Source organism: Blautia sp. OF09-25XD, from assembly GCF_003482095.1.
Lineage (GTDB): Bacteria > Bacillota > Clostridia > Lachnospirales > Lachnospiraceae > Fusicatenibacter > Fusicatenibacter saccharivorans.
The window spans coordinates 126,651-146,309 of sequence record NZ_QUMG01000007.1 but is presented as its reverse complement, the minus strand read 5'-3'; the positions used below and the strand labels follow the sequence as shown (position 1 = coordinate 146,309).

Annotated in this window: 16 protein-coding genes, 1 pseudogene and 1 riboswitch; of the genes and pseudogenes, 9 read left to right on the top strand and 8 right to left on the bottom strand. The window is 50.4% G+C overall.

Going from position 1 to position 19,659, the window contains the following annotated elements:
• Nucleotides 1-34: 34 nt before the first annotated feature.
• Together proC and DXA93_RS07965 are read right to left on the bottom strand one after the other, a co-directional pair.
• On the bottom strand, nucleotides 35-832 hold the full coding sequence (proC, locus tag DXA93_RS07970; protein ID WP_118749893.1) for a pyrroline-5-carboxylate reductase: 798 nt from the start codon (nucleotides 830-832) through the stop codon (nucleotides 35-37).
• A 221-nt stretch (nucleotides 833-1,053) separates the two neighbouring features.
• Nucleotides 1,054-2,061 carry an ABC transporter substrate-binding protein gene (locus DXA93_RS07965; protein ID WP_055226931.1) on the bottom strand — a complete coding sequence of 336 codons (1,008 nt, stop codon included), beginning with the start codon at nucleotides 2,059-2,061 and terminating at the stop codon, nucleotides 1,054-1,056.
• Nucleotides 2,062-2,383: 322 nt separating this feature from the next.
• Here DXA93_RS07965 and DXA93_RS07960 point away from each other — a divergent pair, with 322 nt between their 5' ends.
• The 6 genes and pseudogenes from DXA93_RS07960 to thiC all read left to right on the top strand — a co-directional run bounded on the left by DXA93_RS07960 (nucleotide 2,384) and on the right by thiC (nucleotide 8,634).
• Nucleotides 2,384-3,340: a ketopantoate reductase family protein gene (locus DXA93_RS07960; RefSeq protein WP_055265747.1), complete on the top strand. Its 957-nt coding sequence runs from the start codon at nucleotides 2,384-2,386 to the stop codon at nucleotides 3,338-3,340.
• Nucleotides 3,341-3,361: 21 nt separating this feature from the next.
• Complete coding sequence (locus DXA93_RS07955; RefSeq protein WP_055226934.1) at nucleotides 3,362-4,339, top strand: Gfo/Idh/MocA family protein; 978 nt, start codon at nucleotides 3,362-3,364, stop codon at nucleotides 4,337-4,339.
• A gap of 377 nt (nucleotides 4,340-4,716) precedes the next feature.
• Nucleotides 4,717-4,828: riboswitch (TPP riboswitch) on the top strand.
• Between the two features lie 126 nt (nucleotides 4,829-4,954).
• Nucleotides 4,955-5,776 carry a hydroxyethylthiazole kinase gene (gene thiM / locus DXA93_RS07950; RefSeq protein ID WP_119208034.1) on the top strand — a complete coding sequence of 274 codons (822 nt, stop codon included), beginning with the start codon at nucleotides 4,955-4,957 and terminating at the stop codon, nucleotides 5,774-5,776.
• Nucleotides 5,763-6,407 (top strand): thiamine phosphate synthase, encoded by a 645-nt coding sequence (thiE, locus tag DXA93_RS07945; protein WP_055219828.1) that lies wholly within the window; start codon nucleotides 5,763-5,765, stop codon nucleotides 6,405-6,407. Before thiM ends, thiE begins: the two co-directional genes overlap by 14 nt.
• Nucleotides 6,408-6,522: 115 nt before the next feature.
• The gene (gene thiD, locus DXA93_RS07940) at nucleotides 6,523-7,302 is read left to right on the top strand and encodes a bifunctional hydroxymethylpyrimidine kinase/phosphomethylpyrimidine kinase (RefSeq protein WP_055219891.1); all 780 of its coding nucleotides are present in this window, start codon (nucleotides 6,523-6,525) and stop codon (nucleotides 7,300-7,302) included.
• 25 nt (nucleotides 7,303-7,327) lie between these two features.
• A pseudogene (gene thiC / locus DXA93_RS07935) lies at nucleotides 7,328-8,634 on the top strand (phosphomethylpyrimidine synthase ThiC).
• Between the two features lie 86 nt (nucleotides 8,635-8,720).
• Here thiC and glpK read toward each other — a convergent pair.
• From glpK to DXA93_RS07915, 4 genes are all read right to left on the bottom strand, one after another.
• Nucleotides 8,721-10,211 carry a glycerol kinase GlpK gene (glpK, locus tag DXA93_RS07930; protein ID WP_119208032.1) on the bottom strand — a complete coding sequence of 497 codons (1,491 nt, stop codon included), beginning with the start codon at nucleotides 10,209-10,211 and terminating at the stop codon, nucleotides 8,721-8,723.
• A 137-nt stretch (nucleotides 10,212-10,348) separates the two neighbouring features.
• Complete coding sequence (locus tag DXA93_RS07925; RefSeq protein ID WP_119208030.1) at nucleotides 10,349-12,736, bottom strand: glycoside hydrolase family 31 protein; 2,388 nt, start codon at nucleotides 12,734-12,736, stop codon at nucleotides 10,349-10,351.
• A 99-nt stretch (nucleotides 12,737-12,835) separates the two neighbouring features.
• Nucleotides 12,836-14,506, bottom strand: a complete 1,671-nt coding sequence (locus tag DXA93_RS07920; RefSeq protein ID WP_119208028.1) for a glycoside hydrolase family 13 protein — start codon at nucleotides 14,504-14,506, stop codon at nucleotides 12,836-12,838.
• A gap of 154 nt (nucleotides 14,507-14,660) precedes the next feature.
• Nucleotides 14,661-15,677, bottom strand: coding sequence for a LacI family DNA-binding transcriptional regulator (locus DXA93_RS07915; protein ID WP_119208026.1), 1,017 nt, complete (start codon nucleotides 15,675-15,677; stop codon nucleotides 14,661-14,663).
• 349 nt (nucleotides 15,678-16,026) lie between these two features.
• On the opposite strand from DXA93_RS07915, the gene DXA93_RS07910 reads away from it, so the two are divergent.
• Both DXA93_RS07910 and DXA93_RS07905 read left to right on the top strand, forming a co-directional pair.
• Nucleotides 16,027-16,641: a hypothetical protein gene (locus tag DXA93_RS07910; RefSeq protein WP_147342021.1), complete on the top strand. Its 615-nt coding sequence runs from the start codon at nucleotides 16,027-16,029 to the stop codon at nucleotides 16,639-16,641.
• A 2-nt stretch (nucleotides 16,642-16,643) separates the two neighbouring features.
• Complete coding sequence (locus tag DXA93_RS07905) at nucleotides 16,644-17,558, top strand: InlB B-repeat-containing protein (protein ID WP_119208024.1); 915 nt, start codon at nucleotides 16,644-16,646, stop codon at nucleotides 17,556-17,558.
• A gap of 123 nt (nucleotides 17,559-17,681) precedes the next feature.
• Here DXA93_RS07905 and DXA93_RS07900 read toward each other — a convergent pair whose 3' ends face one another.
• Together DXA93_RS07900 and DXA93_RS07895 are read right to left on the bottom strand one after the other, a co-directional pair.
• Entirely contained in the window at nucleotides 17,682-17,984 is a 303-nt protein-coding gene (locus DXA93_RS07900) for a Dabb family protein (RefSeq protein WP_022462610.1), read from the bottom strand.
• Between the two features lie 69 nt (nucleotides 17,985-18,053).
• A complete protein-coding gene (locus DXA93_RS07895) occupies nucleotides 18,054-18,800 on the bottom strand; it encodes an RNA polymerase sigma factor region1.1 domain-containing protein (RefSeq protein ID WP_147326102.1) in 747 nt (248 codons plus the stop codon).
• A gap of 140 nt (nucleotides 18,801-18,940) precedes the next feature.
• Here DXA93_RS07895 and DXA93_RS07890 point away from each other — a divergent pair, with 140 nt between their 5' ends.
• Complete coding sequence (locus DXA93_RS07890) at nucleotides 18,941-19,570, top strand: HdeD family acid-resistance protein (protein ID WP_022462612.1); 630 nt, start codon at nucleotides 18,941-18,943, stop codon at nucleotides 19,568-19,570.
• The last annotated feature ends 89 nt before the right edge of the window (nucleotides 19,571-19,659 follow it).

The window sequence follows — 19,659 nt, the reverse complement described above, 5'->3', positions numbered from 1 at the left end:
GCGTCATTCTGTCAAAGCGGCGGTGCTGCTCCTTCTAATCCACTCCCTTTGATTTCCGGATGCAGGCTCGTGTTGCATCAATAACAGCACTTCTCAGCTTCTCCCGCTCCAGTACGGCAACCGCTTCGATGGTGGTTCCGCCTGGCGAGCAGACCATGTCTTTTAATTCTCCCGGGTGCATTCCTGTCTCGAGAAGCATTTTGGCGCTTCCAAGGACAGACTGTGCAGCAAATTCATATGCCTGTTTTCTCGGCATTCCTTCGGCTACTGCCGCATCTGCAAGAGCCTCCAGGAAAAGAAATACGTACGCCGGCGAGCTTCCGCTGACACCTGTGACGGTATCCATCAGATACTCCGGAACAACTTCTGCGCGGCCAAAGCTTTTCAGGAGAGTTAAAACAAGCTGCAGCTCTTCCTCCGTCACGAGATCATTGGCACAGACGCCGGTCATTCCTTCTCCGACGAGTGCTGGTGTGTTTGGCATGGTGCGAATTAACTTTGTTGGTTTTCCGATTTCTGTACCCAGCCATTGTAAAGACTTACCGGGAAGAATCGATACGATAATCTTCTCGGGTGAGATGAAGTTTTTGACGAGGTTTATTATATTTTTTATTTGGTTTGGCTTTACTGCCAGGAATACAAGATCGGATCCGGCTACGACCGCTTCGTTCTCCATAGTCGCCTGGACTCCAAACTGGTTGGTCAAGCGTTCCACACTTTTCTCCGTGCGGACCGATACCAGAATGTCATCTGCAGATACAACTCCTTTTTGGATCATTCCACCAATCATGGCACTCGCCATGTTGCCGCCGCCGATAAAACCTACTTTCATGTCTGTTCGCCTCCGTATGCCTGTGTTGTAAAAAATATATGCGACACTCATAGTATGCAACAAAATTTACTTTTTTGCAATACTTTTTCTCTATTTTTCTGCTTTTCTTTTGCAATTTTCTTTATTTTTTTCGAACGAAATGTCGCTGTTTGTCGACGAATGTCGAAAAGTGTCTTTTTCTGTCTTTTTCTGTCTTTTTTCGCTTTTCTATTCCGCCGGAATCAGCCTTTGGCGGCGGCCTCTTCGGCGTATTTTGTTGTCACGAGTGTCTTGTACGGTGCCTTTTTCTCCAGCTCTCCCGCCTGCTCCAGAATCTCCTGCAGAAGATCAAAACTTTCTTCCTCAAAGATCAGATTTTCTTTCCACGTATCCTGCTCATAGTAGCGGCGCACGATCGCGGTGATGGTTTCCAGCTCGGTTTCTGCAAACTGCGGCGCAATCACTTCTGCAATCTCCTCCGGTGTGTGCGTCTGCACGAAGTCCATTCCCTTCTGCAGTGCCTTCGTGAATTTTTCTACGGTTGCGCCGTGCGTTTTCAGATAACTCTGTTTGACGCTGTACGACGTATACGGCACATACCCGGATTCCGTTCCGACCGATGCCACGACATAGCCGTCGCCCTTCTGCTCGAGCAGTGTCGCGGACGGTTCAAATTCAATCGTATAATCCCCCTGCCCGCCGGAGAACGCGGCAGCTGTGGAACCAAAATCGATGCTCTGGTTGATATTTACGTCTTTTTTATCAATCCCTTTCTGCGCCAGAACATACTCAAAGACCATTTCCGGCATACCGCCTTTTCTTCCCCCTAATACCTCTTTGTTTTTCAATTTCTCCCAGGTAAACGAGTTGTCTTTCTCTCTTCCCACAACAAAGTTTCCCGCCCGCTGCGTCAGCTGCGCGAAGTTCACAACCGGGTCTGCGGTTCCCTCGAGGTACGCGTAGACGGTTGCCTCCGCCCCCATAAACCCGATATCCGCATCGCCGGAAATCATCGCCGTCAGCACTTTATCTGCACCAAATCCTGTTATCAGCGTCAGATCAATGCCCTCGTCCGCGAAATACCCCTCCTCAATTGCCACGTACTGCGGGGCGTAAAAAATGGAGTGGGCAACCTCATTTAATGTCACCTGCTCCACTTTTTCTTTTGTCTCATCTTTTGCCCCGCATCCCGCCAGCGTCACTGCCGCCATTGCCAGTACAAGCACACCTGTCAGCCATTTTCCTTTCATCAACAGATTCTCCTGTTTTTTCATTCTAACCTTAGAATATGATTTCCCGGTAAAAATGCGTGCAAAAAACGAAGGAGAAATGTTCGAATTTCGTTTCTCCTTCGTTTCTTATTTCTTCTCTTGTTTTTCTTTTGCCTTCTGTTCTTCTTTCGTCCGGATTTTGTCTTCGTACATTTTCTTTTCATTCTACAATCTACCTTATCGCTCCGTCAACACATTTAGGCTTCCTTTTCCGAAATTTTCTATTTTGAAAAACAAATTGAGGATCTCCGCAAAATTTGTTATAGTAAGGGTAATTCAAACAGTTACAAAGGAGGCTATTATGAAAATAAAATCAGTTGCTGTTCTGGGCGCCGGAGCGGTTGGGTCTTATGTGATCTGGGGGCTTTCGGAGAAAAAGGACATCCGGCTTGGCGTTATCGCGTCCGGGGAACGGGCGAAGCGTCTGAAAAACAAAGGATGCAAAATTAACGATACGGTTTATCACCCGGAGGTATGGACACCGGAAGAGGCACACGGCGTGGATTTTCTGATCGTCTCGCTCAAATACGGCGCACTGCCGGGGGCTCTTGACGATATCACTGCCGTTACCGGCGAGAATACTGTGATCATGAGTCTGATGAACGGCGTGGACAGTGAGGAGATCATCGCGGAAAAAGCCGGTGCGGAGCATCTGCTTCATGCTGTTATCAAAGTAGCTTCTCATAAAGAGAATGACGGCTACGTTTTCAACCCTGAGGCGACGCTCGGCATCATTTTCGGCGAAGTTTCGGCGCCGTACGACAGTGAGCGTGTGCAGGCTGTTCTGGATCTGTTCTCCGGCACAGGGCTGCATTACCGGGCAACCGATTGTATTTTAGAGGAAATATGGAGCAAATTCCGGCTGAATGTCTGCAATAACCTGCCGCAGGCTATTCTCGGTGCCGGGGTCGGCTGCTACCGCGACAGTGTGCATATGAAGGCGATCAGCGACGGACTCCGCGCAGAACTGATGGCGATTGCGGAGGCAAAGGGAATTGATATCAACAAGGCGGATGTCTCCTCGGGACGCGGAAGTGCGGTTCCGCCGACGGCGCGCTACTCGACGCTCCAGGATCTCGATGCGGGACGCCATACGGAAATTGATATGTTCTCGGGTTCGCTGATCCGCATGGGAAGAGAGCTGGGAATTCCAACGCCTTACAATGAATTTACGTACCATATGATCAAAGCACTGGAAGAGAAAAACGACGGACGGTTTGACTACAGCGGAAGCGAAGAACCGCTCTGGGCGAAATAGATACGATAGGAGAATCTCACGATGAAAGAAATCAAATGGGCTGTACTCGGATGCGGTGTGATTGCAAATGAAATGGCGGTCGCACTGCAGAAAAACGGAAAGAATATTTACGCGGTCGGCAACCGGACCCATGAGAAGGCGGCTGCTTTTGCGGAGAAATATGGAATTGGAAAAGTTTACGATGATTTCCATGAGATGTTTACCGATCCGGAGGTCGATGTCATTTATATCACGACGCCGCACAACACGCATCTTGGCTTTATGAAAGAGGCGATTGCCAATGGAAAACACATTCTCGTTGAGAAATCGATTACGCTGAACAGTGACGAGCTCGACGAGGCCATAGCGCTTGCGAAAGAAAAAGGTGTCATCATCGGAGAGGCAATGACGATTTACCATATGCCGATCTACAAAGAACTGAAAAAAATTCTCGACTCCGGCCGTCTCGGCAGAGTCAATCTGATCACGATGAACTTCGGCAGTTTCAAAGAGTACAACATGAAGAACCGCTTCTTCAACCGGAATCTCGCAGGCGGCGCGATGCTTGATATCGGCGTATACGCACTCTCCTTCATCCGCTGGTTCTTCGACTCCAAGCCGGATCAGCTCCTTTCCCAGGTAAAGCCCGCTCCGACCGGTGTGGACGAGCAGGCCGGCCTCCTTCTCACCAATCAGGAAGGACAGATGGCAAGTGTGATGCTCTCTCTCCACTCCAAACAGCCGAAACGCGGCATGGTTTCCTGTGAGAACGGATTTATCGAGATCATGGAGTACCCGCGTGCCTGGGAAGCAAAAATCACAGACGCTTCCACCGGCGAATCCGAAATCATCAAAGCCGGTGACAACGCCGATGCACTCGCCTATGAGCTCGCCGACATGGAACGCGCCATCAATGGAGATGCATCTGCCATGCACCTCGACTACACGAAGGACGTCATGGATCTGATGACCTCCTTCCGCAGAACCTGGGGCTATACGTACCCGGAGGAAGAAAAATAAGATTCGCACATCAAAATCCCCTGCCCGGCACACATCAGATGCCGGGCAGGGGCACTTCTTTTCACCTGCAATACTCTGCAATTTTCTTTTTCAGTAATTCCGCATCAATCGGCTTTGCGATATGCACGTCCACGAGGATCAGGTCGAAGGTGTACTCCGGGCTGTCCTGGTAGAGTTCAAGCTTCTTTGTTCTTCCATCGTTTCACCCGTCTTCCACGCATATTTTATACTTCATTTTACGCTGATATTATTTCCTCTGTCAACCCAAATAACATTACATTTCCAATATTTTGCATGTTTTTTTTATTTTTCTGAAATTTTTTAAAATCTTCCGTTTTTCTCTTGCACAATTGTTTTTATACGTATATAATTGTCTGCAGAAAGCAAAGGGGAGCTCGCGTGCGAAGCGGGCTGAGAGTAGGATGCATCTCCTAGACCCTGAACCTGATTTGGGTAATGCCAACGTAGGGAGATACGATATGCACATTTTCTGCAGATATACCTCCACGTATATCTGCTTTTTTAATCTCTATGAACACATCATCAACAGGTTCTTCCAGTATCACAAGGGAATTTGCTTCTGCAAAAATACTCACACAGGAGGAACAAAAAATTATGTTAGGCACTTGTCTTAACAATGTCAGAAAAACAACCCCTCTCGTACACAACATCACAAATTACGTTACGGTAAACGATGTCGCCAATATTCTGCTGGCATGCGGCGCAAGCCCGATCATGTCCGATGAACCGGAGGATGTCGAGGATATCACCTCCATCTGCGGCGGTCTGAACATCAACATCGGAACGCTGCACAGAACGAGCATCGACGGCATGTACTGTGCCGGTGCAAAAGCAGCTTCGCTCGGCCACAAAATCCTGCTCGATCCAGTCGGCGCAGGCGCAAGCCACTTACGTACTTCGACCGCAGTCGGACTGATGGAAAAAATCCCGTTCACCGTCATCCGCGGAAATATTTCCGAAATCAAAACACTGGCACTCGGAAGCGGAACGACAAAGGGTGTTGACGCAGACGTTGCCGATAAAGTAACAGACGAAAACCTCGACAGCGCCGTTGCTTTTGCAAAAAACTTTGCGAAAGACCACAACTGTGTTGTCGCCATCACAGGAGCGATCGACCTCGTTGCCGATGCTGACACCTGCTACGTGATCCGCAACGGACGCGCCGAGATGGGAAGCATCACCGGAACAGGCTGCCAGCTCTCCGGCATGATGACCGCTTACCTCGTTGCCAACCCGGACGAGCCGTTAAAAGCCGCTGCTGCCGCTGTCTGCGCGATGGGACTTGCCGGCGAGATCGGCTGGAGCCATATGAAACCGGAAGACGGCAACTCCACCTACCGGAACCGCATCATCGACGCCATCTACCACATGGACGGCGAGACGCTGGAGAAAGGTGCAAAGTATGAAGTGCGATAAAAAAGGCCTGCTTTTATATGCTGTGACAGACCGCAGCTGGCTGAACGGCGAGACACTGTACAGCCAGGTGGAAAAGGCTCTGCAGGGCGGCGCAACGTTTATCCAGCTCCGCGAAAAAAATCTTGACCAGGATCACTTTATGGAAGAGGCACTGGAACTGAAAAAACTCTGTGCCGCATACCATGTTCCTTTCGTCATCAACGATAACGTGGAAATCGCAGCTAAGATGGATGCGGACGGCGTTCATGTCGGCCAGAGCGATATGGAGGCCGGCGATGTCCGTGCAAAGCTTGGCCCGGACAAGATCATCGGCGTTTCGGCGCAGACCGTGGAACAGGCCATTCTCGCCGAGCAGCGCGGGGCAGATTACCTCGGCGTCGGCGCGGTCTTCCACACCGGTTCCAAGGCGGATGCGGAGGATGTCAGCCACGAAACGCTGACTGCTATCTGCAATGCCGTTAACATCCCTGTCATCGCCATCGGCGGCATCACACGCGATAACGTGACGGAGCTTTCCGGCAGCGGCATCTGCGGCATCGCCGTCATCAGTGCCATTTTTGCACAGAAAGACATTGTTTCCGCAACGAAGGATCTGAAAGAACAGACTCTGCGCATGCTGGAAAACAAATAATTTTACGTAACCATTCATCCTCACACCAGGCGGCAGACTGGGGGCACCACTTTCTTTGTCGCCTGTCCAAAAAGAAAAGTAATGCAAAGGAGTAATTCTCATGGACGCGAAAAACATGAAAACAGCATTAACAATCGCGGGAAGTGATTCCAGCGGAGGCGCCGGCATTCAGGCAGACATCAAAACCATGATCACAAACGGAGTTTACGCCATGTCGGCAATTACCGCACTCACCGCCCAGAATACCACCGGAGTTTCTGGTATTTTCGATGTAACACCGGAGTTTCTGGCCGCACAGCTTGACGCCGTCTTTACGGACATCTTCCCGGACGCCGTCAAAATCGGTATGGTATCCTCCCCGGCACTGATCGAAGTCATCTCCGAACGGCTTCGCTTCTACCAGGCCAAACACATCGTTGTGGACCCGGTCCTCGTCGCTACAAGCGGCTCCGCGCTCGCTTCGGGCGGCGTGCCTGACCTGATGAAAAAACTGCTCTTTCCTCTGGCCGAAGTCATCACACCGAATATCCCAGAGGGAGAAGTTCTCTCCGGCATCAAAATCCAGTCGGAAAGTGATATGGAACGCGCCGCAAAAGAGATCGGGGATTCCTGCGGCTGTGCCGTTCTGTTAAAGGGCGGCCACAGTATCAATGATGCCAACGATCTTTTATATCACAACGGCACATTTACCTGGTTCACCGGAAAACGCATCGACAATCCGAACACACACGGCACCGGCTGTACACTCTCCAGCGCCATCGCATCGGGGCTCGCAAAGGGGCTTTCCCTTCCGGATGCCATTTCCGCTGCAAAAGAGTATATTTCGGGCGCACTCGCGAGCATGATGGATCTCGGCCACGGCTCGGGACCGCTGAACCACGCTTACCGGATCTGATTTTGAAAATAAAGGAGAACAACAGATGGAACGCAATTACGCAACACAGATGGACGCCGCACGCCGCGGCATTGTAACACCGGAGCTGAAAAAAGTCGCAGAAAAAGAGTATATGGCCGTGGAAGACTGATGCCGCTCGTTGCCAGCGGAAAGGTTGCCATTCCGGCCAATAAGCTGCACACCTGCATCGATCCGGAGGGCATCGGCTCGATGCTGCGCACGAAAATCAATGTAAATCTCGGTGTTTCGAAAGACTGTAAAGATTACGATGTGGAGATGCAGAAGGTACTCTCCGCGGTCAATATGGGCGCGGAAGCCATCATGGACCTGTCGAGCCACGGCAATACGCAGCCGTTCCGGCGGAAACTGACCTCCGAATGTCCGGCCATGATCGGCACCGTGCCGGTATATGACAGTGTGATCCATTACCAGAGAGACCTGGATACGCTGACCGCCAAAGATTTTATTGACGTCATCCGCCTCCATGCCGAAGACGGTGTCGATTTCGTCACCCTGCACTGCGGCATCACCAGAAAAACCATCGATCAGATCCGCAAACACAAACGGAAAATGAATATTGTTTCCCGCGGCGGCTCCCTCGTGTTCGCCTGGATGTGCATGACCGGCGAGGAGAATCCGTTCTACGAGTATTACGATGAGATTCTCGATATCTGCCGTGAATACGATGTGACCATTTCTCTCGGCGACGCCTGCCGTCCTGGCTGCCTTGCCGACGCAACGGATGTCTGCCAGATTGAGGAGCTGGTGCGCCTCGGCGAACTCACCAAACGTGCCTGGGAGAAAGACGTTCAGGTTATGGTTGAGGGACCGGGCCACGTTCCGATGGATCAGATTGCGGCCAACATGAAAGTACAGCAGACCATCTGCATGGGCGCTCCGTTCTATGTCCTCGGACCTCTTGTGACCGATATTGCACCGGGCTATGACCACATCACCGCTGCCATCGGAGGCGCAATTGCCGCTATGAACGGCGCTGCTTTCCTGTGCTACGTAACGCCGGCAGAGCATCTGGCTCTTCCGAACCTCGATGACGTAAAGCAGGGCATCATCGCAAGCAAAATCGCCGCACACGCTGCCGACATTGCCAAAGGCGTGCCGCATGCGCGTGATATTGACGACAAGATGGGAGACGCCCGCCGCGTGCTCGATTGGGAAGCACAGTGGGACTGTGCACTGGACCCGGAGACTGCAAAAGCCATCCGTGCTGACCGCTCGCCGGAACAGGAAGATACCTGCTCGATGTGCGGTAAATTCTGTGCCGTGCGAAGCATGAACAAAGCTTTAAACGGCGAACATATCGACATTCTTTAACATCAGTAGACAAGAAGTCACAGTACGCGAAAAGGAACGGTTTTCATTACGAAACCGTTCCTTTTCTGCATTTCCAAAATCTTTTTCTATTTCGCCCATCCTTCGGCGTAACGGACTGCTTTGTGCCATCCGTTCATCTTCTCATCGCGCTCCTCTTTCGAGAGCTCCGGCTCAAATATACGGTCAATGGCTCCGTTCTGTTTTACCGTCTCCTGATCCGGCCAGTAGCCGACGGCGAGTCCCGCAAGATAAGCTGCTCCCATCGCGGTCGTCTCGATGCAGCACGGCCGCTCCACCGGCGCCTGGCTGATGTCCGCCTGACACTGCATCAGAAAATTGTTGGCGCTTGCTCCGCCGTCCACACGCAGTGCGGAGAGCTTCATGCCGGAATCTGCCTCCATCGCTTTTAAGACATCATCCACCTGATATGTGATCGACTCTAGCGTTGCGCGGATCACATGGTATTTGTTGACGCCGCGGGTCAGGCCGAGAATGGTTCCTCTCGCATACTGATCCCAGTACGGTGCGCCAAGGCCGGTAAACGCCGATACGACGTAGCAGCCGTTCGTGTCGTTCACCTTCTGCGCCATGTACTCGGAATCCGCCGAGGACTCGATCAGCTTCATCTCATCGCGCAGCCACTGGATTGCGGCTCCGCCGACAAAAATGGATCCCTCGAGCGCATACGTAATCTTGTCCCCGATACCCCATGCAATCGTGGTAACAAGACCGTGTGTCGAAGAAACCGGCTTTTCTCCCGTGTTCATCAGCAGGAAGCAGCCTGTTCCGTATGTATTTTTCGCTTCGCCCGGCGCATAGCAGGTCTGGCCGAACAGCGCCGCCTGCTGGTCTCCCGCTGCTCCCGCAATCGGAATCGGGCCGCCGAAATATGTGGATGCCGTCTCCCCGTAGACACAGCTCGACGGGCGGACTTCCGGCAGCATACAGAGCGGAATGTTCAGCTCTTTTAAGATATCCTCATCCCATTTCAGTGTATGGATATTGAACAGCATTGTACGGGACGCGTTGGTGTAATCGGTGACATGTACCTTTCCCTTTGTCATCTTCCAGATCAGCCACGTCTCCACTGTTCCGAAATAGAGATCGCCTCGCTCCGCCCGCTCGCGCACGCCCGGAACTTCATCTAGAATCCATTTCAGCTTCGTGGCTGAAAAATACGCATCAATCACAAGACCTGTTTTCTCCCGGAAACGGTCAACCAGTCCGCGCTCCATCAGGGAATCGCAGTATTCCGATGTTCTGCGGCACTGCCATACAATTGCATTGTAGACCGGCTCTCCCGTCTTTTTGTCCCAGACGATCGTCGTCTCTCTCTGGTTTGTGATGCCGATTGCCGCGATATCCTCGTAGGACGCGCCCGCTTTCTGCATTGCCTCCACGGCTACACCGAGCATCGTGGACCAGATTTCATTGGCATCGTGCTCCACCCAGCCCGGTTTCGGGAAACGCTGGGTAAACTCCTTCTGCGCAAGGCTTACGATCTGTCCTTTCTGATCAAACAGAATACAGCGGTTGCTCGTTGTGCCGGCATCAAGTGCCATGATGTATTTTCCCACGTTTAAAAATCCTCCTGTCTCACATTTCAAGAAGAGAGCCTGACAGAATCCACTGCCACGCTCTCTTCCTTTTCTTTGTATGTATCGTATCACAGAATTCTTTTTCTGTAAATCAAATCGTGTTTTTCTGCAGCAATTTATGCCGTAATGATCTCCAGCAGCGCACCGCGCAGATCATTTGAAAGTTCCATGCTCTGCAGCTCTGCAGCCAGAATTGCTACCTTTCCGTCTGCTTTGTGAAGAAGATTTGCGATCTGCTCTTTGGTGATGTAGCTGATTTCGGCGTGCAGCAGCAGATCCATCGCACGTGTCATGACATCGTTCTTTGCAATCTCCGTATCTTCCGGCAGACAGATTGTCACGGTGTCCTGCGGTTTTACATCTGTTACCGCGATCGTAAGAAGTCCGTCTTTCTCTTTGACTTCTGCATCCGCTTCCACGCCGTTTACAAAGACCTTCGCTTCTTTTGCCGTACTTCCGCCGAATTCTACGCAGTACATTCTGCTTTCCGGAACAAGGCTCTGATTGCCCTCAACCGGTGCAATCGTAAATTTCCGCGCACCCCAGTCGAGCGTCATCGATGTTTTTGCACAGTCATCCTTCTCATATGCCATGGTAGTATTGTCATCCTCGTACAGGGCAAATGTATTGTCCGCGCCCGCGTAAACGCGTACCGTCAGCTCATCCGGGTTGGATTCTACATCCAGCGCACTGATCTTCTCTGTCATCGGGATAATCGCACCTGCTTTCGCAAGAACCGGGATCTCCTCGAGCGTACGGTACAGATCCATACTTCTGCCACCCTCGTAAATCATTCCGTTGAAGAAATCAAACCACGTACCTTCCGGCAGCCACACCTTTGTTTTTGCACGCTTCAGCTCCGGAATGCATTTCGTTGTCACCGGTGTTACCATCAGCTCGCTTCCGAAGAAGTACTGATTCGGTGCCTGATTTTTGCCCCAGAAAACCGTCTCCGGGTAATCATAATACATCGGAACAACGATCGGTGTGTCTTCTTTCCATGCACGGTAGTTCATCGTGTACAGATACGGTACGAGTTTATGACGCAGACGAAGGAAATCATCCATTGTGCTGCGCACTTCCATACTGAAGTTCCAAGGCTCTTTTCCACTGAAGGCACTGCTAGAGCTGTGCAGACGGTTGATCGGAGAAAAGACTCCGTACTGATACCATCTTGCTTCAAGCTCATCGTCACGGTAGCCGAGCATATGGCCGCCGATATCATGACTCCACCATCCGTAGCCGATGTTGGAGGCTGTGCTGGTAAAGTATGGCTGGAAATCCAGGGATTCCCAGGTGATGTGGGTGTCTCCGGAAAATCCGACCGGATAGCGGTGGGAGCCCGGTCCTGCATAGCGGGAGAAGGTCATCGGACGTTTTCCGTCTCTTCCACTGTCAAGAAAATGATAGTGATTCAGCATCCACAGCGGATCAAGACCCTCGATCTTGGTACTTTGTCCCTGCTGCCAGTCAATCCACCAGAAATCGACGCCCTCTTTTTCCATCGGATGATGAACTTTGTCGAAATATACATCAACAAATTTCGGATCCGCAATGTCAAAATTGACCGGCTCTTCTTTTTTTGCATCCACTCCCATAGCCTCTGCTACTTCCGGATAGCAGTCCTCATACGCACGAATTCCGTCTGCCGGATGGACATTCAGTGTTGTCTTCATGCCGCGTGCATGGAGTTTTCCAAGAAAACGCTCCGGATCCGGGAAGAGTTTTTTATTCCAGCTATAGCCGGTCCAGCCGCTGCCGTATTTTGGATCCACATCGTCTACACGGTGCCAGTCCATATCGATAACAGCAACCGAGAATGGAACGTTCTCTTTGTCGAAGTCTTCCATCAGTTTCATATAAGATGCTTCACTGTAACGCCAGTAACGGCTCCACCAGTTTCCAAGTGCAAATCTCGGAAGCATCGGAGTTTTGCCGCAAAGGTGGTAGAAATCCTTTAATGCCAGGCGGAAATTCCAGCCATAGCCGAAGAAGTACAGATCCTGCACCCCTTTCTTTCTCGGGGTCACCCAACCGTCCTCTGTCATCAGAAGCGACTTCGAATCATCCAGAACAGCGGAACCAAACCAGGACATGATACCAGGTTCCAGTTCGCATGCTCCGTTGACCTGATCAAGCGTACGGGCCGTTCCTCCAAGATCCTGTGTCGGATCTCCGTAATGCCATGCCGGTACAGAACTGATGCCGACTGCCGTTGTTTTGCAGGAAAGTCCGTTTGCAGAGAATGCCTTTTTGTTGTAATTCAGCTGCAGATACTTTGTGCGCAGCTCCAGCTCATCGCCTGTGTCTTTGACGGAAAATTCCACTGCTGGAAAATCACGGTTTACAACCGTCTGGGATGCCGCATCGATAAATTCACCATCCTCACTGTATTCCAGTCGAAGAAGATGCTCCGTCAGCACTGTGATACGGTATTTATCGCCTTTTATCACATTCTCGGGATTTGCAAGCGGATGTGTCTCCATCTTCAGATATGATTTCATGTTTTGTTTTCCCCTTTCTTATCTTACCGGTTTTTGCCACATTTTGAGAACAGGAATCTGTGGCAAAAGTTCGTTCTGTCACAGATTCCTCTGCATTTTTTATTTTGTTTGCAGAACAACTGCCTCATACGCACGCAGTTTTCGTGTCCCTGCTGCCGCGCCGTCCTGCGGATAGTTGCTGATCAGTACCTCTGCTCCCGCAAAGGTTTCCGGAACCGTGTACTCCTGCTCCTCTTTTGTAAAATTGCACATCACGAGGAGTTTCTGATCGCCTAAGGTTCTGGTATATACATACAGTGCCTCGTCCTCCGGATTGAGCAGCTCGTACGTTCCGTAAACCATGATATCCTTCTCTTTCCGGAGATGAATCAGCTTCTTGTAATAATTGTATACAGAATCCGGATCCGCCATCTCATTTTTTGCATTGACGGTCTCGTAATCCGGTCCGACTTTGATCCACGGGGTTCCTGTGGTAAATCCTGCCGAAGCGGTATCATCCCACTGCATCGGAGTTCTTGCGTTGTCTCTTCCGCGCAGGTTCAGGTAGCGCATCATATCGTCCGGCGCTACTTTTCCGGCTCCGGTCAGCTCGTGGAACGCGTTGATGCTCTCAATATCGCGGAATTCGGACAGATCGTGGAACGGAACGTTCTTCATGCCGAGCTCATCGCCCTGGTATACGTACGGGGTACCCTGCATCATATGAAGGCAGGTAGCCAGCATTTTGGCGCTTACCACACGGTATTCCGGTGAATCATCGCCAAAACGGGACAGGCAGCGCGGCTGGTCGTGGTTTCCAAGGAAGAGGCTGTTCCATGCCTTGCCCTCAAGCTCCGTCTGCCATGCTGTCATGACGCGTTTGAAATCTTTGAGCGGTACGCGTTTGTCCGTCCATTTGCCGTATTTTCCGCTTGCCAGCTCAACCAGCTCGAACTGGAATACCATGCTGAGCTCTTTGCCGTCTGCGGATGCATATTTTTCTGCCTCCTCGATCGTGACACCGGCACACTCACCAACCGTCATCAGATCGTATTTGGAGAGGACTTCCCTGTTCATCTCCTGCAGATACTCATGAACGTGCGGTCCGTTTACGCAGCCGGAATCACCGTAGAGTCCGCCCTCCGGAATTTTTCCGTCCGGCAGCCCTTCCGGTTTGGAAATCATGCTGATAACGTCCATCCGGAAACCGTCAATGCCTTTTTCACACCACCAGTTCATCATATCGAAAACTTCTTTTCGAACCGTTGGATTCTCCCAGTTCAGATCCGGCTGTTTTGTTGAGAACAGATGCAGGTAATACATCTCGGTCTGCGGATCGTATTTCCATGCAGAACCGGAGAAGCAGCTTCCCCAGTTGTTTGGCTCTTTTCCTTCTTTTGCATCACGCCAGATGTAATAATCGCGGTACGGGTTGTCTTTCGATTTGCGGCTCTCCATGAACCATTTGTGTTCATCTGAAGTATGATTGACAACAAGGTCCATGACCAGCTTGATGCCTCTTTTATGCATCTCCGAAAGCATGCGGTCAAAATCCTCCATTGTTCCGAATTCCTGCATGATTGCCTGGTAATCGCTGATATCATATCCATTGTCATCGTTTGGTGACTGGTACACCGGAGACAGCCAGATAACATCCACGCCAAGATCCTTCAGATAATCCAGACGGGATGTGATACCATTTAAATCGCCGATACCGTCTCCGTTGCTGTCCATGAAGCTGCGCGGATAAATCTGATACACTACGGCTTCTTTCCACCATTTTTTGTCCATTTTTTTACCTCCTTTATTTCATCCCCAGAACGTGTCTGGTTCTTTGATTCTGTCGTTTGCAAGCACAGTTTACCATACTTCACGGTGATTTTTCAATAGTTTTGCGCAAAACCAGCAGTTTCTACAAGAGTTTTTCTGTAATTTTGGTAACTATTTACTTCGTCAGATCTCTTACCGACTCCCTCTCCACCAGCGTTGTCGGCAATGGCGGAATATCTTTTTGTACCGGCTCATCCTGGATCAGGTGCATCAGGACCTCTACGGCACGGCGTGCTTTTCCATCCACCATCTGATGCACGGTAGTCAGCTTCGGCCGCGCAAGTGTCGCATAAGTAACATCATCAAAGCCCGCAATTGAAATTTCCTCCGGAACCTTTATTCCCCTGTTCTGCAGAAAGTTGGATGCTTCAAGTGCATAGTAATCCGATGAAAAAAAGAGCGCTGTCTGTTTTTTGAAGAACGGAAGCATCTCCTCATATGCCTTCTCCCTCTGCTCTGGATTCCACGGGATCACAATATGGCGGCTTTCAAAGTCCTCAATTCCCGCCTCCTCCATTGCCTGACGCACACCGAGCCACCGATAGTGGTCAACACCGAGATCGCAGTCGGATAAAAAGAGAAATTTTTTATGTCCCTTTCCAATCAGGTACTGACTCATCTGGTACGCACCGCCGCGGTCATCCATCGTAATGGAGCGGACTCCAAGTTCCGGCGGGAGATACTGATCAATGGTTACCAGCGGTTTTCCGAGACGTTCCGAGAGCTCTGCAATCTCCTTTTCCTTCAGAGCCATCGCAATCATGCCGTCAAAATTCCAGCCGAGCGCCTGCTGCATAAGATCATCCTGCTCATGGCGCGCAACCAGCATCATATAGTAGCCGTGTTCCCGGATCTGATACTCCAGATTTCCGAGCATTGCCGACACAAAGGGATCCTCAAAGGACGATGCATTTCCTTTCTTCGTGAAACCAAGCGCCACACCAATAAGACCGGAGCTGTTGTTCGCCAGCATGCGCGCGCTGATACTCGGCACGTACTCCATCTCCTTTAAAATCCGGTTGATTTTCTCGACCGTCGCCTTTGAGACGCGCCCTGTCTTTCCGTGTATTACATTCGAAACCGTCGTCGGGCTGACTCCTGCGCGGTCTGCAATATCTTTGATTCTAATCATCGGTTCTCTGCCTTTCCTTTTTCTTCACAATTTTCTGAATTCTGTTATGTTTATTTTACCAAGACGGCAAAATGTTTACAACTACTTTGCATCGGCAAACACTACAAAATTATTACATTTTCTTAAACGATATGTAAGAAAATCTCCATCCCTCCTTCATTTACTTTCCGCCGGTTCCGTGGTAAGATAGGATGACAGAAAAAGTTCACCTTTTTTCTGTAAGAAAGGACCTACACATCATATGCGGCTTGCATTTACAAATTTTTCGATAAAATCTCCCACCGGCAAGAAATCCGGCCGGTTTTTTCTTGCCCTTTTTCTGGGCATTTTTCTCTTTCTGACTCACCCCATGCTCTGTCAGGCTGGTTTTGCCTCCAGTACGCCGTTTACCGGCGCCTCCTGGGAATTGGTCGGGGAATATCCGATTCTCGGCAGCAACGGCGCGGTGCAGTCCGTCTGTGCGACGGAAGATTATATCATCTGCATCGAAAATTTTAATGATCTGACGACAGAGCCGGACGTAGTCTCTGCCTACTATAAAAATGATACAGACGCAGACGGAAATCCCGTTACGCAGTATTCCCTCGCGCATCAGGTAAGGGACGCAGACTTTGCTCACGCGAACGGTATGGCATACAATCCCGTCACGCATGAAATCCTCGTAAGCGGCTACAGCAGCCCGGATGCTTCCAATTACGGATGTATCTTCCGCCTCGACCCGGATACCCTGGAGCAGAAAGAGCGGATCCAGCTCTCGACGAGCTACAATATTCTCGGCATCGATTATCTTCCCTCTACGGGCGGCTATCTGATCCAGACCGATGCAGACGGCGGCTACGGCTTTAAACTTCTCGATGCCTCACTTCAGATAGTGGATGACTGGGGCACGTATCCCTTCGATTTTTACATGGAAATTTTCAGGATCTCTGTGTTTCCGGCGATCTCTTTTTTATTTTTCCACTGACGATGCATCTCGGAATCGGAAACTTTATCCAGACATACTCACTCTCGCAGAAAACACTGCTTGCGGACGACACGGTTGATTTTGGCTTTTCCGACGATATCACCATCAATGAACCAGAGGGCCTCTGCGAGACAAATCCTGGGGAATTTATTGCGATTGTAAACGTAAAAAAGGCAGATGGTGGACGGTATGTGCAGTTCTACCGCACCCGGGTTCCGTATCTGTTCACGGTTTCCACTTCCGCGGCGGAGCATGGCTCAGTGTCCGAGGGCGGGGAATTTTCCCGCGGAGAGGAAAAAACCGTTTCCTACACGGCAGACGAAGGCTTCCGGCTCGCAAAGCTCTCGGTGGACGGCTTGTATCTGCCGGTGACGGAATATCCGGACAGCTATACTTTTTCGGATGTTCAGGCGGACCATACGCTTGCCGTAACCTTTGAGCCGATTCCGACGGCGACACCGACGCCGACTGCCACTGCGACGCCGACCGAAACACCGGCCATAACCCAGACACCGGAACCGGCCATTTCCAAAGTACCGGCATCATCCACGGTTTCCTTCTCATCTGTGGCTTCCCATTTCGCAGCGTTCTGGAAAAGCACTGTGCATGCCGCTTCCTGGTTCCGCCATCTTGCCTCGGCCGGTGCATCCCTTTTTGCCCGTATCCGGAAGGCAGATCCTGTTTTTCTGGCGATGCCGTTTGTCCTTCTCGTTCTGATTCTGCTCTTTGTCCTCCGCCTGCGGTATGTCCGCCGCATCCGGCGGGAGCGGTCGCGGAAAGCGCTGGAACACAGAAGAAGAACGTACGAAGAACTGGTCAGAGAATTTACGGAAGATCCGAAGGACGAAGAGGTTTCCATCGATGAGCTGCTGCTTACAATTGACGAACTGCAGAAGGAAGAACAGAAAAACACTTAAATGAAACGTATTCACCAGATCAGGAATTGATCTTCTCGGCACAAAAAAAGTATCCCTTTCCTTTTGGGGAAACGGGATACTTTTTTATTTACACGGGCAACGAGCTAAAGTCCGTGCTTGTTTTTACTCTTCGTAATCGAGTGCCGCGCGCTCCGTTGTGTACGGACGTACATAGGTGTCTGCTACTTTTACGTGCTCCGGATGTTTTGCATATACAGCTACATCCTCTGCTTTTTCCAGTGTTGTGACAAGTGCCATATCATGGGTGGAAGATGCAAGCGGTGCTTCTACAAAGTCAACCGTCAACAGTCCCGGCACTTTGCCGACCAGGCTTTTCAGGTTCTCTGCCATCGCTTTTTTCAGCTCCGGTTTCTTTGCATCCTCTACTTCCGGTTTGAATTTCCACATAACAATATGATGTACCATTGTATTTTTCTCCTTTGCTTTTGTTTTATTGCCAATTCACACAGTTTCTGTGCAAATACCAGCCTTTTGTTACGGCTCTTCGCCTGCAATCCGCAGAATATCCTCAATCTCTTCCACGGACATGTCAAGATACGCGGAAAGCTCTGCCACACTGAAATCCATGTCATCGCCGTCGGAGAGTTCCTCGATGGCGTCTTTTAAGCGGTTTACTTTATTGACTACAGTATTGTCCTTATGTTTCTGAACTCTGTGTTCTTCCATGAAATCGCTGATCGTCTCACGCACAGCCGCATCAATCGCCTGCTCCGCCGTCTCAGCTTTTACAACGGACTCCAGCGCTACTAAAAGTCCGACATTTCCCTCCTGCACCAGATCCATCAGGAAGAAATCGCGGGTGTGCATTTCTTTTGCGGTCTCAATAACTTTCGGAAGCCAGAGCTGCACGAGCATGCTCTTTGCAAGGGAATCGCCCTCTGCCGCTTTCCGGTAAAGCTCTGCCGTTTCTTCCTCCGACGGTGTTCCTGTCTCCGGCAGTTCGTCAAGATACTGCTGTAAGGCACGCAGCTCCTCCTCGGAAAACTCCGGTTTTTTCTTTTCTTTTTCGGTCTCCTCCGGCACGACGCCCGGCTCATAATCTGCCACATCGACCTGCTCCATCGTCAGATATTCGCAGACAAAGGTGACTTTCTGCTCATCCAGTGCAAAGTCTTCAAAAAAGTCTCTGACTTCTTTCATCGTTACTTTATTTTCATGGTCTCTGGCGTAGGACAGCAATTCGGAGAGCTTCTCCTGGAACTTTTTCTGTTCGTCCTGCATCTTTTTTACCCTCTCTTTCTTCCGTTTCACGATTCCATTTCTTCGTACATTTTTTTCAATTTGTCCATTGCTTTTTCTGCTTTGAAAAGCTACTATAAAAGCAAACGAAAAACCACATTCAAGTGGAAAGGAGAATCCTTATGAAACAATTTTTTCAGGATGTGAAAAACAGTTTCCTGCTTTCAGCCGCTGTCTCTATTATACTAGGTATCGTGCTGATCGTCTACCCCGTAAAAACGAGTTTGCTGATCTGTTATATCGCCGGAGCACTGCTCCTGTTTGGCGGCGTTGTTGCGTTGATCCGCTACATTGCAAGCCGCGGCGAGCCGTTTTTCTTCCGCTACGATCTGTTCGTTGCCCTGGTACTGATTCTGTTCGGCTGCTTCGTTATCTTTGAAAGTGACCTTGTAATCGCATTCATCCCGGTTGTCATCGGTATCATCCTTCTGGCAAACGGACTGCTCAGCATTCAGAAGGCGTTCAACCTCAAAAAAACAGGGCTGGAAAAATGGTGGCTTGAGTTCCTGCTGGCTCTTTTAACCAGCGTTCTCGGCATCATCATCTGTACCAATCCGTTTGATGCCGTTGCAACCACAAACATTTTCATCGGTATCTGCCTTGTCTACAGCGGCATTTCCGATCTTGTCACCACCTACTACATGGGCCGCGCAAAACGCCGGATCAAAAACGTCATCCAGACCGAGATCAACCAGCAGAAAATCCTGCACGATGACAATGTGATTGATGTGGATGAGGACGAGCTTCACTAAAAAACAGCTTCTTCCATAAAAATCTTCTTTCATACGAAAAACCGGAACCCGGCACCGCTTTCAAACAGCAGCTCCCGGGTTCCGGTTTT

Excerpts from the sequence above, each read along its gene's own strand:
- proC (WP_118749893.1), bottom strand. The coding sequence starts at position 832 with ATGAAAGTAGGTTTTATCGGCGGCGGCAACATGGCGAGTGCCATGATT.
- DXA93_RS07965 (WP_055226931.1), bottom strand. The coding sequence starts at position 2,061 with ATGAAAGGAAAATGGCTGACAGGTGTGCTTGTACTGGCAATGGCGGCA.
- DXA93_RS07960 (WP_055265747.1), top strand. The coding sequence starts at position 2,384 with ATGAAAATAAAATCAGTTGCTGTTCTGGGCGCCGGAGCGGTTGGGTCT.
- DXA93_RS07955 (WP_055226934.1), top strand. The coding sequence starts at position 3,362 with ATGAAAGAAATCAAATGGGCTGTACTCGGATGCGGTGTGATTGCAAAT.
- thiM (WP_119208034.1), top strand. The coding sequence starts at position 4,955 with ATGTTAGGCACTTGTCTTAACAATGTCAGAAAAACAACCCCTCTCGTA.
- thiE (WP_055219828.1), top strand. The coding sequence starts at position 5,763 with ATGAAGTGCGATAAAAAAGGCCTGCTTTTATATGCTGTGACAGACCGC.
- thiD (WP_055219891.1), top strand. The coding sequence starts at position 6,523 with ATGAAAACAGCATTAACAATCGCGGGAAGTGATTCCAGCGGAGGCGCC.
- DXA93_RS07925 (WP_119208030.1), bottom strand. The coding sequence starts at position 12,736 with ATGAAATCATATCTGAAGATGGAGACACATCCGCTTGCAAATCCCGAG.
- DXA93_RS07920 (WP_119208028.1), bottom strand. The coding sequence starts at position 14,506 with ATGGACAAAAAATGGTGGAAAGAAGCCGTAGTGTATCAGATTTATCCG.
- DXA93_RS07915 (WP_119208026.1), bottom strand. The coding sequence starts at position 15,677 with ATGATTAGAATCAAAGATATTGCAGACCGCGCAGGAGTCAGCCCGACG.
- DXA93_RS07910 (WP_147342021.1), top strand. The coding sequence starts at position 16,027 with ATGCTCTGTCAGGCTGGTTTTGCCTCCAGTACGCCGTTTACCGGCGCC.
- DXA93_RS07905 (WP_119208024.1), top strand. The coding sequence starts at position 16,644 with ATGCATCTCGGAATCGGAAACTTTATCCAGACATACTCACTCTCGCAG.
- DXA93_RS07900 (WP_022462610.1), bottom strand. The coding sequence starts at position 17,984 with ATGGTACATCATATTGTTATGTGGAAATTCAAACCGGAAGTAGAGGAT.
- DXA93_RS07895 (WP_147326102.1), bottom strand. The coding sequence starts at position 18,800 with ATGCAGGACGAACAGAAAAAGTTCCAGGAGAAGCTCTCCGAATTGCTG.
- DXA93_RS07890 (WP_022462612.1), top strand. The coding sequence starts at position 18,941 with ATGAAACAATTTTTTCAGGATGTGAAAAACAGTTTCCTGCTTTCAGCC.